The 14,586-nt window shown below is 65.3% G+C and carries 8 protein-coding genes; 3 read left to right on the forward strand and 5 right to left on the reverse strand.

From position 1 onward, the window contains the following. Positions 1–94: 94 nt before the first annotated feature. Complete coding sequence (locus tag HND55_01675; protein QKK01469.1) at positions 95–790, forward strand: methyltransferase domain-containing protein; 696 nt, start codon at positions 95–97, stop codon at positions 788–790. Here HND55_01675 and HND55_01680 read toward each other — a convergent pair. After that, a complete protein-coding gene (locus HND55_01680) occupies positions 762–2,438 on the reverse strand; it encodes a hypothetical protein (GenBank protein QKK01470.1) in 1,677 nt (558 codons plus the stop codon). The two genes, HND55_01675 and HND55_01680, sit on opposite strands and share 29 nt — an antisense overlap. Positions 2,439–2,659: 221 nt before the next feature. On the opposite strand from HND55_01680, the gene HND55_01685 reads away from it, so the two are divergent. Next, positions 2,660–6,517, forward strand: coding sequence for a S8 family serine peptidase (locus HND55_01685; GenBank protein QKK01471.1), 3,858 nt, complete (start codon positions 2,660–2,662; stop codon positions 6,515–6,517). Positions 6,518–6,761: 244 nt separating this feature from the next. Beyond that, complete coding sequence (locus HND55_01690; GenBank protein QKK01472.1) at positions 6,762–10,781, forward strand: hypothetical protein; 4,020 nt, start codon at positions 6,762–6,764, stop codon at positions 10,779–10,781. A gap of 77 nt (positions 10,782–10,858) precedes the next feature. Here HND55_01690 and HND55_01695 read toward each other — a convergent pair whose 3' ends face one another. Genes HND55_01695 through HND55_01710 form a run of 4 tightly spaced genes read right to left on the reverse strand, consistent with a single transcriptional unit; the run spans position 10,859 to position 14,577 of the window. Then, entirely contained in the window at positions 10,859–12,043 is a 1,185-nt protein-coding gene (locus HND55_01695; protein ID QKK01473.1) for an NnrS family protein, read from the reverse strand. Next, positions 12,040–12,804 carry an ATP-binding cassette domain-containing protein gene (locus HND55_01700; GenBank protein QKK01474.1) on the reverse strand — a complete coding sequence of 255 codons (765 nt, stop codon included), beginning with the start codon at positions 12,802–12,804 and terminating at the stop codon, positions 12,040–12,042. Before HND55_01700 ends, HND55_01695 begins: the two co-directional genes overlap by 4 nt. After that, positions 12,797–13,597 (reverse strand): ABC transporter permease subunit, encoded by an 801-nt coding sequence (locus HND55_01705; GenBank protein QKK01475.1) that lies wholly within the window; start codon positions 13,595–13,597, stop codon positions 12,797–12,799. The genes HND55_01700 and HND55_01705 overlap by 8 nt, the downstream gene beginning before the upstream one ends. Beyond that, the gene (locus HND55_01710) at positions 13,594–14,577 is read right to left on the reverse strand and encodes an ABC transporter substrate-binding protein (GenBank protein ID QKK03948.1); all 984 of its coding nucleotides are present in this window, start codon (positions 14,575–14,577) and stop codon (positions 13,594–13,596) included. Before HND55_01710 ends, HND55_01705 begins: the two co-directional genes overlap by 4 nt. Positions 14,578–14,586 lie beyond the last annotated feature (9 nt).

The following is a 14,586-nucleotide window of genomic DNA, read 5'->3' on the forward strand; positions in this document are numbered from 1 at the left end:
TCAGGCTACCATCAGCGCTTCCTAGAGCTATCCGTAACCCGGTCATCCGGATCGCAGATCGCACGAAACTGCAGAAACCAAGCCAGGAGGAAGGATGAACTGCAATCTTTGTGGCAGCAAGAAGTTTGTCGACATGAAATCGAGACCGAATGTCCGCTGCAGCAAGTGTGGCTCCCTGGAACGGACGCGGCTGCTGTGGCTCTACCTCCAGAATATCCGGCTTGACGCTGAGAGCAGGGTCCTGCACCTGGCGCCTGAACGAGGGTTATTCGATGCGCTGTCCAGGCGGTTGAAAGCGGAGAATTACGTGGTCGCCGACATTGATCCGGAGCGCTACGCCTTCGCCAGAACCTGCCGGCGCATCGATTTGTGCGATCTGGATGACTGGCCATCCTGCGAGTTCGATCTGATTGTTCATTCGCATGTGCTCGAGCATTCACCCTGCAATATTGCCTATACGCTGTTTCATTTGCACCGAATGCTCAAGGACGATGGTCTGCACGTCTTTGTCGTTCCTTTCATGCGCGGCAAATACGACGAAAGCTTCCAGGACTTGAGCGACGAAGAGCGTCACGTCCGGTTTGGGCAGTTTGATCACGTTCGCAGATTCGGGAACGACGATATTGCATCTCACCTGGGCAAGATCGTAAACGTCCCGGCCAGGTTCGATCCGGTTGAGCAGTTCGGTATGGAGGTTCTGCGCCAAGCCAATATCCCCGACAATCACTGGCGCGGATTTCACATTGGAACGGTTCTGATGCTCAGAAAGGACGATTACCGGCTGCGGTAGCAGCCTTTGTCCAGATCAGGCCAATCAGCAGCAAACCGGCCACAAGCACCAGCCAGGCCGGGCCCGACGCGGCCGGAACGGCGATCGGGGCCAGGGCCGGTATGCCGCGGTTTTCCAGCTGAAACCGCACTTCGATCCCGCCTTCACCGGTCCGGGCGAGCACTTCGTGCTGTCCGGCGACGTCATTGGCCTGCACTTCGACCACCGCCAGCCCGTCGGCATCGGTCGTTGCCGACTCGGCGGGCTGGCCGTTGGCAAACAGACCGCCAGCACCGGCTTCCTGGCTGACGAACTGCACCCATTGACCGCCCAGCGGCTGCCCCCACTGATCGCTGACCCGGACCACAAGCGGTTCGGGGAATGCCCGGCCCACTTCGGTGACCTGGTTGCCGCCTGAGACCGCCGTCAGTATTGCGGCAGTGGGTCCGTCAAACCGCCGCCCGTAGATTCCGAAGCCGGACTCATCCTGGCCGATCGACTCCCAGACGACGTAAAATCCTCCGTCCGGCAGCATGTCGACGTCGGGGAAATCCTGAAAGGCTTCCGCTTCCTGGCTGACGCGGAATGGGTCGCCATGAAACGCACCGCTGGCATCGAGCCGTCGCGCGTAGATGCCCTGTAGCTTGAAGTCTTCGGGCAGACTTTGCCAGACTACGATATGGCTGCCGTCCGGGCCGGCACCGATGGCGGGCAGATCCTGGATGCCTTCGTCGAACTGGTTGACCTGAAGTTCGTCACCGAGAGGATCGCAATGGCGGTCGAAATGACGCAGCATGATCCGGCGGTATTCAAACGAGCTGCGCCCGGCATTGTCGTGCCAGGCGACGGCGAAGCCGCGATCGCCCAAGCCGACCACGCGCGGCTGGCTCTGCGCACCGTCGATTGACTGATTAATCTGAAACTCGCCGCCACCATCACCGTCGGCCGTCAGGCAGCGCCCGAAAATGCCCCAGCTCTCACCGTCCTGCTCGCTGCTTTGCCAGACGATCATGTAGCGCCCGTCGGCGTTGCGGGCGAGATCGACGCGGCGCTGGTTGGTGTTCTGGTACTGGCTGATCCGCTCGATCGCGCCGCTGGGCGTGCCGTCGGAAGACATGAACCGGCCGTGGATGCTCAGCGTGTCGTCGAAGATACCGCGCCCCTCCCAGACGACGAGAAAGCCTCCGTTGGGTGCGCCGGCGATGCGCGGCAGAATCTGAAGGTCCTCGGACATACCGCCAATCGGCAAATCGGCGCTGATCGGCATGCCGCTGCTGGTAAAACGGCGCGCGTGAATGCCGTGGCTGGCGCCGCTGCGATCGCCACCGTTCCATGCGACGACGAAATCACCCTCGGGCAGGGCCGCAAGATGCTGTCCGTCCTGGCGCCCGCCGGTGAACACGTTGACCTGAAACTCGTCACCCTGGGCCTGCCCGCTCGCGCTCAGTGCCCGGGCGAAGATATCCCAGCCAGCTGCGGCCTGGTTGCGCGACTGCCAGACCACCAGCGTGTTGCCGCTCTGATGGCTCGCCAGCAGGGGTACCCGCTGGTCGTTGGCTTCGTGCGTGTTGATCCGGAATTCATCGCCGGCAAACGAACCGGGCGCTGCATCGACAAGGCCCGATACGGCGCAGAACAGAGTCGCAGCGAAGGGTAGGAGCCGGATCATGAGGCAGGGTTCTTTAATCTGTTCTGGTCGTCGGTCGCGCCAATCGACGCTCAGCCTATCATGAACCGCGTGGCCCGCCAGGGCCTGGCGCGTTCGGGGCGGAGATTGCCATTGACGCGCCAAAAGGCTATGTTTGGCGAGCCTCAGTGCCGCCGGTTTCGACACAGGTTGCCGCCGTGCCGTGCAGAGTTCGATCTACTTTATCGAGAAGGATCCAGATCATGAAATTATTTCGATCAGTCGTCCTGTCCGCCGCGCTGGCGGCACTGGCTCTTGGCGCGGCCTGGGAATCGTCGGCGCAAACGCCGGATGGGTCGATGGCCGGGCGTGATGCACCGGTATCCGGGCAGTCGCTCCGGATCCGCCTGCAGCAGGCCGAATTCGATCCCCTGCTCGAAGTGCCCGCCCTTCCCCCGCAGCTGACCTGGACCGGGCCGTCGTCCGGGGACGTCGACTACTTTATCGTGCAGTTCGAGGGCCCGATTCGATCGGACTGGCGCAAGCGTCTGGAGCAGATCGGTGCCGAGGTCATGGACTACGTCCCGGATTTTGCCTATCTGGTGCGCATGGCGCCGAATGCCGTCACCGCGGCTCGCCAGCTGGCGCCAGTGCGCTGGGTGGGTCGCTACGAGCCGGCGTTTCGGCTGAGCAATGAACTGATCGATGCACTGCCGGATGCGCGCGCGGGATTCCGTGAGGCACTGGTCGTGCGCCTGTTCCCCGGCGAACCCGTGGAGCAGCTGACCGGAGAACTTGTCTCGCAGGGCGCGCAGATTGCCCGTCGGCATGCCGATACCGGCGGCGGGGTCATCTTTCGCCTGAGCGTGCCGCAAACCGCCGTTGTCGATCTCGGCCGGATCCGGGGCGTGGCCTGGATCGAGCCCGAGCGTGAGCCCGCCTATCACAATGAAGTGGCGCGCAGCAACGCGATCATGGCCAAGGACCAGGTCGAGACCGACCTCGGGCTTTTTGGTGGTAATCAGATCGTGGCGGTCGGCGATACCGGCTTGAGCACCGGCAACGCCGCGACCGTGCACAGCGATTTTTCCGGACGAGTGGTCGGCGGCACCTGGGGGCCGGGTGGCTGCGGCACCTGGGCCGATAACCACTCGCACGGCACGCACGTGGCCGGATCGGTGCTCGGCAGCGGCTTTCGCAGCGGTGCCGATATCCCCAACCAGGACTACAGTGGCTCCAATGCCGGTATCGCGCCGGAAGCCGGTCTGTACGTCTGGAGTTTCTGCAACGACTTCAGCGGGCTGCCGGGCGCACCCTACAACGACTACTACGGCGTTCTGCGTGCGGTCGATACGACACTGCGCACCAACACCAATTCCTGGGGATACACGAGCGGCTTCGGGCAGTACAACACCTTCACCCGCGAGACCGACCGTTTCGTTCGTAACAATGAAGACATGGTCATTCTGTATTCGGCCGGCAACAGCGGCACGGACGCCAATTCCAACGGCGTCGTCGATCCCGGTTCGATCGGGATGCCCGGAACGGCCAAGAACGTGATTACCGTTGGCGCGTCGGAAAACGTCCGGGCCACCAACTCGTTTACCTGGGGTGCGGCCTGGCCCAGTGATTTTCCCGCCAACCCGATCAATTCGGATGCCGTGGCCAATAACGCCAGCGGCATGGCGGCCTTTTCGAGTCGCGGGCCCACCCTGAGCGGGCGCATCAAGCCTGATGTGGTTGGCCCCGGAACCAATATCGTTTCAACCCGAAACGAGAGCACCGGCAGCGGCTGGGGCGTCTACGACACCTATTACCTGTACATGGGCGGAACCAGCATGTCCACACCGCTGGTCGCCGGCGCCAGTGCCATCGTGCGCGAGTACTTCCAGACCGTCCATGGCACGGACCCCACGGCCGCACTGGTCAAGGGTCTGCTGGTCAACGGCGCCTACGACATGACTCCAGGACAGTACGGTGCCGGGGCAACGCAGGATGTGACCCAGCGCCCGGACAACAATCAGGGCTGGGGCCGGGTGGACCTGGCCAACAGCTTGATCTACAGCGGCAATCGAACGCTGTGGTTCGAAGAGCATGCCGGGCTGGGTACCGGGCAGAGTTACCAGGTCAGTCTCGACGCGATTGCCTCGGCCACGCCACTGCGGTTTACCCTGGTCTGGACCGACTATCAGGGTACCGAGGCGAGCCATGGCGTCCTGGTCAACGATCTCGATCTGGTTGTCGAAGATCCCAACGGCATCGTGCATCGCGGCAATCAGGTCCTGACCGGCGGCTCAGCCGACAGGAACAACAATATCGAAGGCATCGACCTGGCGCCCATCGCCGGCACCTACACGATGACCATCGAAGGCTTCAATGTGCCGCAGGGCCCGCAGCCGTTCGCGCTGGTCGTCAGCGGCGATATTCAGACCGGGCCGGTTGGCACGCTGGATGGCCTGGTCGACGACGGAAGCAATCCGCTGGCCAACGCGACCGTCACGGCAGTTGGCCCGGTTACCCAGTCGGACCTGACCGATGGCGCGGGCAACTACTCGATGACGCTGCCGGCGGGGGTGTATGACGTCACCGCCAGTCTGAGCGGGCACAGCCCGCAAACGGTCAGCGGAGTCACCGTGACCGATGGTGGCCTGACCACCCAGAACTTCAGCCTGGCGGTCATTCCTTCGGCCACGGTAACGGTCTGCAACACGCCGAATCTGGCGATTCCGGATGGGGATCCGGCCGGCGTCGACGATGCGATGGCGATTGGCGTCAGTGAGAACATTCTGGACGTCAATGTCTACATTCAGGGCACCCACAGCTGGGTTGGTGACCTCGCTTTCAGGCTGACGCACCCGAACGGCAGCGCGCAGGCGATGGTGGTCGATCGGCCCGGCGTGCCGACGTCCACCTATGGATGCAGCGGCAGCAATTTCGATCTGTGGACTGATGACGAGGGCACGGACGGCCCGGTCGAGGACCAGTGCGCGGGTTCCCCACCGGCGCTGTTTGGCAACCCCACGCCCAACGATCCGCTGTCGGTGTTTGACGGGCTTCCGGCCAACGGCAGCTGGACGCTGAACGCATCCGACAGCGTCACCCCGGATCCCGGAACGCTGGTGGAGTGGTGCCTGGAGATTACCCACGCGGTAACCACGCCGGGCCCGCATACGGTGACCGCATCGGTCGGCGGGGGCAGCGGCACGATCACGCCGGCAAGCCAGTCGGTCGATCACGGCAACTCGGCCAGTTTCACCGTGACGCCGGATCCCGGCTGGTCGGTGGACACGGTCACGGGTGATACCTGCACGCCGATCGATGCCGGCGGCGGCAGCTGGACGGCGGCCAACATCACCGCGGCCTGCGCGGTGACGGCGAGCTTCCAGATCAACAGCTACACGGTGACCGCATCGGTCGGCGGGGGCAGCGGCACGATCACGCCGGCAAGCCAGTCGGTCGACCACGGCAACTCGGCCAGTTTCACTGTCACGCCGGATCCCGGCTGGTCGGTGGACACGGTCACGGGTGATACCTGCACCCCGATCGATGCCGGCGGGGGCAGCTGGACGGCGGCCAACATCACGGCGGCCTGTGCGGTGACGGCCAGCTTCCAGATCAACAGCTACACGGTGACCGCATCGGTCGGCGGCGGCAGCGGCACGATCACACCGGCAAGCCAGTCGGTCGACCACGGCAACTCGGCCAGTTTCACCGTGACGCCGGATCCCGGCTGGTCGGTGGACACGGTCACGGGCGATACCTGCACGCCGAGCGATGCCGGCGGCGGCAGCTGGACGGCGGCCAACATCACGGCGGCCTGTGCGGTGACGGCCAGCTTCCAGATCAACAGCTACACGGTGACCGCATCGGTCGGCGGGGGCAGCGGCACGATCACGCCGGCAAGCCAGTCGGTCGACCACGGCAACTCGGCCAGTTTCACTGTCACGCCGGATCCCGGCTGGTCGGTGGACACGGTCACGGGTGATACCTGCACCCCGATCGATGCCGGCGGGGGCAGCTGGACGGCGGCCAACATCACCGCGGCCTGTGCCGTTGAAGCCGGGTTTGTACCGCAGACCGACGAGGTGTTCGAAGACCGGTTCGAGTTCAGCGGACCATAGGGCAGCGTTGTGACAGGCGGGGCCGGACATCGGCTCCGTCTTGCACCTTGATGCCGTCTGATCGGGTGGTCTGGCTTGACATGGTTTCCGTTTCCTATGATCCTTGCCCGGTTTGTGCCTGGTCTACTGACTGTCTGTCCGGCGTGGGGGCGTTCGGGAGCGCATTCTGGTGGGCCACTGCGTTTGCGGCGGACTGTGCAAACCGTATCGTCCGCTCTTGTTGATCCACAATGAGGGAATTTCAATGTTCATGATGTCATGCCGGCTGGCGAGCGCTGTCAGTGGACTACTGTTTGTGGTGCTGCTTACCGTTGTCCCGGGCGCGGTATCGGCGTCCCAGGACCCCGATACACTCCAGGGCCCCGAACTGATCGCCTACCAGGCCGCCATGGACCATGTCCGTGAACAGCTGCCGCAGCTCGGCCTTTCAGCCGACGATATCGCCGATCTGCGAATCAGTGATCTTTACACCAGCAAGCACAATGGCGTGACGCATGTCTATCTGCATCAGCACGCCAACGGCATCGAAATCCACAATGCGCTGATCAACATCAATGTCATGCCGGACGGTTCGATTCTGCATTCCGGCAACCGGGCCTACGGCATGCTGGCCAAGCATGGTCTGGACGCCGACCCGACCGTTTCTGCCCGGCAGGCCGTCGAACTGGCCGCTGAAGCAGCCGGTCTGACCCTGCTTGAGCCGCTCGATGTCGTGACAGCGCCTGCCGGTGACAATCGCGCGGTGGTGTTTAGTGATGGCGGTATTGCTCTTGAGCCGATTCCGGCACGGTTGGCGTATGTCCCCGACGAGCGCGGGCAGCTTCACCTGGCCTGGCGGGTCGAGATCTATGAGCTGAGTGCGACACACTACTGGATGACCTTCATTGATGCGCGCGATGGGCGCGTCATCTCGAGCGAAGACCAGGTCGTGCACGATCGCTGGAGTCACGGCGATGATTCCGAAACCGGGGCAAGCCCGACAACGCATGACGCTCACGACAGCCAGACCGGATCGAGGTCGGCGCCGCTGCCGGTCAGCGGGGGTGCGTTGCAGAGCCCGAGCGACGGATCGAGTTACCGCGTATTCGAGATGCCGAAAGGGCATCCCGATGACGGTCCGCGCACTCTGGTGTCGGAGCCGGCACTTGCCGCCGCCTCCCCGTTCGGCTGGCACGATATCAATGGCGCTGTTGGCGCCGAATACACGATTACGCGCGGCAATAACGTTCACGCCTATCAGGACAGCAACGCCAGCAACTCCTCGTCGGGCGACGAGCCCGACGGCACGGCCAGCCTGACCTTTGATTTTCCGCTCAATCTCAGCCAGGCCCCATCGCAGTATGTCGACGCGGCAGTCGTCAATCTGTTCTACTGGAACAGCCTGCACCACGATCTGAGCTACGTGCGCGGCTTTGACGAGGCTGCCGGCAATTTTCAGGTCAATAACTACGGTAACGGCGGGGCGGGCGGCGACGACGTGCGGGCCGAGGCGCAGGATGGCGCCGGCACCAACAACGCCAACTTCTTTACCCCGACTGACGGTTCCAGGCCGCGCATGCAGATGTTTATCTGGAACCAGACCAGCCCCGATCGCGACGGCGATCTCGATGCCGGCATTGTCCTGCACGAATACGGTCACGGGATTTCCATCCGCCAGACCGGTGGACCCGGCAATTCATCGTGCCTTTCGAACTCGGAACAGGCCGGTGAGGGCTGGAGTGACTGGCAGACCATCATCTACACCGCCAAGAGCGGTGATACCGGTGCCACGCGCCGCGGCGTGGGAACCTACGTGCTGGGTCAGCCAGTCGACGGCAACGGCATTCGCGCCTATCCCTACAGCACCGACATGGGCATCGATCCGCGGACCTATGCCGATACACAGACGGCCGCGGTTCCCCATGGCGTCGGTTCGATCTGGACCGCCATCATCTGGGAGGTGTACTGGAACCTGGTCGACCAGTACGGTTTCAATCCCGATTTCTACGCTGACTGGAGCCAGGGCGGCAACCTGCTGGCCATGCAGCTGGTCAACGACGGCCTGAAGCTGCAGCCCTGCAGCCCGGGTTTCGTCGATGCCCGCGATGCCATCCTGGCCGCCGACCAGGCTCTGACCGGTGGTGCCAACCAGTGCCTGCTGTGGGAAGGGTTTGCCAAGCGTGGCCTGGGCTTCAGCGCTGATCAGGGCAGTTCGGGCAGCAACAGCGACAACACCGAGGCCTTTGATCTGCCGGCGTCGTGTGAATTCGGCGTCGTCACGCCACCCGAACAGACGGCTTGCGCGGGCGATCCGGTGGACTATGATGTGACCCTGGGTGGTGCGTGGACGGCGCCGGTCAACCTGTCGGCCATCGGCAACCCCGGCAGTGCCAGCTTCAGCCCGAACCCGGTGTCGGCGCCCGGCAGCTCGATCCTGACGATTGGCAGCACCGGCGGCGAGGCCGCGGGCGTCTACAACTTCGATGTCCAGGCCGCCGACGGTTCGACCACCGAGACCTTCCCGCTGTCGCTCGAGCTGTTCGAGCAGGCGCCGGCCGGGGCCTCGCCGAGCTCGCCTGCGAACGGCGCCGGCGGCGTGCCGTTCCGGCCGACCCTGAGCTGGACAACCGCGGCGGGGGCCTCCGACTATCTGGTCGAGGTTGCCACGGACGCCGGCTTCGTCAACGTTGTCTATTCGGTGACCGTCCCGGGCACCTCGCACCAGGTCGCTTCGGCCCTCGCCGCCGATACCGAGCACTTCTGGCGGATCCAGCCGCTCAATCCCTGCGGCGCCGGCACGCTGTCTTCGGCCTTCAGCTTCACCACCGCCAGCTCCTCGCTGGTCTGCGGCGGCATCGCCGACTTCGAATCGGGGATTCCGGGGGACTGGACCGTCACCGACGATTCGCCGAGCGGCAACGGCATCACCTGGACGACCACCGACGCAACCGAGTGCGGTTTCGCCAACCAGACCAGCGGGTCCGGCGTGGCGGCCTGTGCCGACAGTGATTTCCCCGGATCAGGTGGTTCGCCGGCCTACGATACGTCGCTGGTCACGCCTCCGATTGACCTGTCGGGCGTGACATCCGCGGCGATGGACGTCGGCACCTACTTCCAGTACTTCAACGACTCGCAGCTCAACATCGAAGTCTGGAACGGCTCGGGCTGGGATATCGCCTGGTCGGTCAACACGACCGGACAGAACGACGTCAATGTCGATCTCGACGCCTACACCGGTTCGAACAACGTCCAGGTGCGCTTCCGTTACCTCGGCGACGGCTGGGACTGGGTCTCGCAGGTCGACGACGTGGCGCTGAGCTGCAGCGGCACGCTGTCGCATACGGTGACCGCATCGGTCGGCGGGGGCAGCGGCACGATCACGCCGGCAAGCCAGTCGGTCGATCACGGCAACTCGGCCAGTTTTACCGTGACGCCGGATCCCGGCTGGTCGGTGGACACGGTCACGGGTGATACCTGCACCCCGATCGATGCCGGCGGGGGCAGCTGGACGGCGGCCAACATCACGGCGGCCTGTGCGGTGACGGCCAGCTTCCAGATCAACAGCTACACGGTGACCGCATCGGTCGGCGGGGGCAGCGGCACGATCACGCCGGCAAGCCAGTCGGTCGACCACGGCAACTCGGCCAGTTTCACCGTGACGCCGGATCCCGGCTGGTCGGTGGACACGGTCACGGGCGATACCTGCACCCCGATCGATGCCGGCGGCGGCAGCTGGACGGCGGCCAACATCACCGCGGCCTGCGCGGTGACGGCCAGCTTCCAGATCAACAGCTACACGGTGACCGCATCGGTCGGCGGGGGCAGCGGCACGATCACGCCGGCAAGCCAGTCGGTCGACCACGGCAACTCGGCCAGTTTCACCGTGACGCCGGATCCCGGCTGGTCGGTGGACACGGTCACGGGTGATACCTGCACCCCGATCGATGCCGGCGGCGGCAGCTGGACGGCGGCCAACATCACGGCGGCCTGTGCGGTGACGGCCAGCTTTCAGATCAGCAGCTACACGGTCACGCCGTCAGCGGCGAGTGGGGGCGGCATTCAGCCCAACGTGCCGCAAACGGTTGATCATGGCCAGACCACGCAGTTCACCCTCGACCCCGATTCCGGCTATGGCGTGGACAGCGTCGGCGGAAGCTGTGGCGGGTCACTGGTTGGCATCGTGTTCATTACAGACCCGATCACCGCTGACTGCACCGTTGAGGCTGGCTTCCAGGTCGTAGCCGACGAGCTGTTTGAAGACCGCTTCGAGCAGGCCGTTCCTTAAGAATCATCAACGGGGCCCGGTGCGCCGGGCCCCCGTTGCCCGGTGCGCCCAGCGCAAGGTGATTCGCAATTCTGGCGCTATCCGGGCAGGCCGTCGACCCGTGGTCGGGTCAGCAGAGGCCAGAACAGGACCAGATAGAGCCCGAAGCCCGCAGCCCACAGCAGGGACGATGCGCTGTAGCCAAACGCCATCAGTCCGGCCGGCCAGACAACCGGAACAAAAGCGCGCAGCACGGCGCCGGCCGCAATGCAGGCAAACAGCAGGCGGATCGGCCATCGGCAGTTCAGATCGAAACGACCGGTATGTCGCTGCCCGGCGATGGTCAGCACTGCGGCCATTGCCAGGCCGACGGTGCCGGCCGTGATCAGGTGGCGAGCATTGGCCGCACCGATGCCGCCAAACAGGTAGTCGATACCGATCAGCGCCAGGCCCAGCGCCATCAGCCAGTAAGCCCCATAGAGCACGGCCACGTAGGTGTCGGTCAATACGCGGCCCAGGTGCCAGTCGTTGAGCAGATTGAGCACCGCGGCTGCCGCTGCCAGCGCCAGCCAGCCGGTGATGCTGTCAGGTCCCGCTGCGAACTCGACCAGGGCGAAAGCGGCAATCAGGCTCATGGCCAGGTTGCGGCGCGGTGGACGGGCCAGGTAGCGGCGTTCCTCGTTGCGCGCAGCCAGCGCATCGTTGACGATCTGCATGGACACGCGGCTGGCCGCGGCGATGATCAGCAACATCAGCACGGCAACACTCAGATTGAGCGCGCGCATCGGGGCCATATCCAGCCAGCCGACCCAGGCCGACAGCGCAAGCGACTGGCAGCCGAGCAAGGCCAGCAGCAGATAGAAAAAGATCTGATGACGGCCATGCCGGTCAGATAGGAGCGGTCCGGCGACCAGCCCGATCAGCGCGATCAGAAAGGCGAGATTGAGCACGACCGTCGGCAGCAGACCGAAGACGCCAATCAGCCAGGCAGCACCGCGGGCGCCGAGCCAGAGCAAGACCATAGCCATCAGCAGCCTGCCTGTGATCGGCTGCGATCCGGTAAACGAGGGGACGGCGGTCAGCAGGAAACCGGCCAGACCGGCGCCGACGAAGCCGAAGATCATCTCGAAGGCATGCCAGCCGACCGCGTTGCCTGCAGCGGTGGGCAGATAACCCGCCAGCATCAGCGCCCAGGCCAGCGTGGTCCCCACCGCGTGCAGCGCGGCCAGCAGAAAGAACGGCCGAAAGCCGTAGGTCATCAGCGTTGCGAGGCTGGCTTTCACGGGGCCAGCACGGCGTGGGCGTCGAGCGGCAGACCGAAGGCACCGGCCACGGCCGGCTCGGCCAGCAGCCCGCTCAGGTTGCGCTGGAGCCAGTCACCATCACGCTGCCGCCGCGGGCGGTCGGGGCACATACGCATCACTACCCGGCCGGGTTCGGGCGTGAGCACGACCAGTTCATCGGCCAGTCGGAGCGCTTCGCGCAGGTCGTGGGTGACCAGCAGGGCGGCGGTGCCGCGCTCGCGTAGCTCGGCCAGCAGCAGGTTCTGCAGGTCGAAGCGCAGGCCGATATCCAGCGCACTGAAGGGTTCATCGAGCAGCAGCAGATCCGGGTCGATCGCCAGCGCGCGGGCCAGGGCGACGCGCTGGCGCATGCCGCCGGACAGTTCATGCGGGTAGCGCGTCAGGGCATCTTCATTCAGGCCAACGCGCTGGCCAAGTGCACGGGCGCGGCGGCCTGCCTCGTGACGGCCGACGCCGCGAGCCTCGAGACCGAGCGCGATATTGGCTTCAGCGCGTCGCCAGGGCAGCAGGCGCGGTTCCTGGAACACGCAGGCGGGACGCTCGAACCGGCTTGTCATGCGGCCGCTCTCGGGCTCGAGCAGGCCGGCGGCAATGCGCAGCAGCGTTGTCTTGCCGCAGCCTGATGGGCCGACCAGCGCGGCGCAGCGCCCGGCATGCAGGCACAGATCAATGTCTTCAACCACGGCCGTTGGCCCGAAGCGGTGGCCGATCTGCTCCAGACGCAGCCCGGATTCAGGCACCTCCCGAGCCCTCGCGCCAGGTCTCGAGGCGGCGCTTGACCGGCTCGAGCAGCAGGTATTCCGTCATCAGCAGAAGCGCCACCACGCTGATGACCCAGGCCATGGCCGAAGCCATGTCGAGCTGGGTTCGCGCCACAGCCAGGCCCGCGCCAACGCCGTCGGGTGTGGTCAGAAGTTCGGCCATGACCACGACCTTCCAGGCGATGCCCAGGGCGCTGATCCAGGCCGGAAACAGGTAAGACAGAATATGCGGCAGGCTGACGGTGACAAAGCGCCGCGCGGCCGGGAGCCGATAGGCGCGGGCCATTTCCGCCAGGCCACCGTCCAGTGTGCGTGCGCCCTGCAGGGCGCCGATGAAGACCAGGGGGCCGGTGGCGATCAGCACAACGAAGATCGGCGAGGCGTCGGTTGCGCCGAACCAGATCAGCGCCAGCACCACCCAGGCAATCGGCGGAGTGCCCATCAGCACGGTGACCAGCGGCCGGGTCAGAACTGCCGCCGTCACGGACAGGCCGGCGACGATGCCGGCGGCCGAGCCGATGACGATGGCGAGGCCGAAGCCGCTCAGCGCTCGCCGCGCGGTGGTCAGCAGGGCTTCGCCGAGGACTGCATCCTGCCACAGTACGCCGAGCGCCCGGATGCTGGCCAGCGGCGAGGGCAGGATGAGATCCCCGTAGACCCGGTTGCCGGCGTCCCAGAGCGCAAACAGCGCCAGCAGGCTGGCGATCGCGCCCCAGCCGCTCCAGAGATAGTGAAAGATCGCGGCGAGCCGCGCCCGCGGGCCTGCGGTCATGGCTCGGGCGGGCGCGGCGTGAAGTAGAATCCGTTGTCGGGCAGTCGACCGCCGATCAGGGCCGGACTGCGCTGTTCGAGGATTCGGTAGAAGAACTCCAGCGCCTCGCGCGCCTCGGTCGCGGCCACCGCTTCGAGCCGGCTGTGGGTGATGGCCTCGACCGCGGCGGTCTCGGTGAGCATGGGCAGCGCTGCAACGATCTGTCCGGCGGCACGTCCCGGGTCGGCGAGCAGGCGTTCAAGTGCGTCGGCATAGGCATTTGCAAAGGCCTCGATGACCGGCTCGGGCAGCGGGCCGACCGCGACAATGCCGGCCTGCGGAATGCGTGCATCACGCTCGAAGGCTGTCGCCCAGGCCGACTGCAGATCGATGGCGCGGTGCAGATCCGGAGCGATCAGTCCGGTCATGCCGCTGGCCGTTTTTTCCAGCGCCATGGATGCGGCCGGCTCGCTGAGGACGGCGTGGCTGGCGCGGCGCATGATGATCAGCTGCATCGCGTCCATCGGGCTGGCGACGTAGCGCAGGCGAACGTCACTGCGGACATCCAGCCCGTTTCGGGCCAGCAGCTCACCGAGAATGATGTCAGGCATGTCGCCACGGAAGGGCACCACGATTTCCGCTCCGGCCAGATCCTCGAGCCGGGCGATGTCAGGGTCGCGCGACAGTAGCCACAGCAGGCCCCAGGCCGATATGTTGACCAGCCTGATCTCGACGCCGCGGTTGTAGAGGTTGGCTGCCACGTTGCTCGGCAGGGCGACCAGGTCGACCTCATCGCGCAGGATCAGCGCCCGCACCTGGTCGGGGTCGCGCCAGGATACGAACTCCACTCGCCGGGCCAGCGCATCGAGCGCGCCGGACTCGACCAGTTCGATCAGCGGGTAGCTGACCGCGGCCGGCGGGCCGGCAACGGTCAGACGTTCCAGTCGTTGATCATCGGCAGCGAGGGCGGCCGTCGCCAGGCACAGCCACAGCGCAATCAGTGCCGCAAC

The organism is Pseudomonadota bacterium (assembly GCA_013285445.1).
Classification (GTDB): domain Bacteria; phylum Pseudomonadota; class Gammaproteobacteria; order Xanthomonadales; family Wenzhouxiangellaceae; genus Wenzhouxiangella.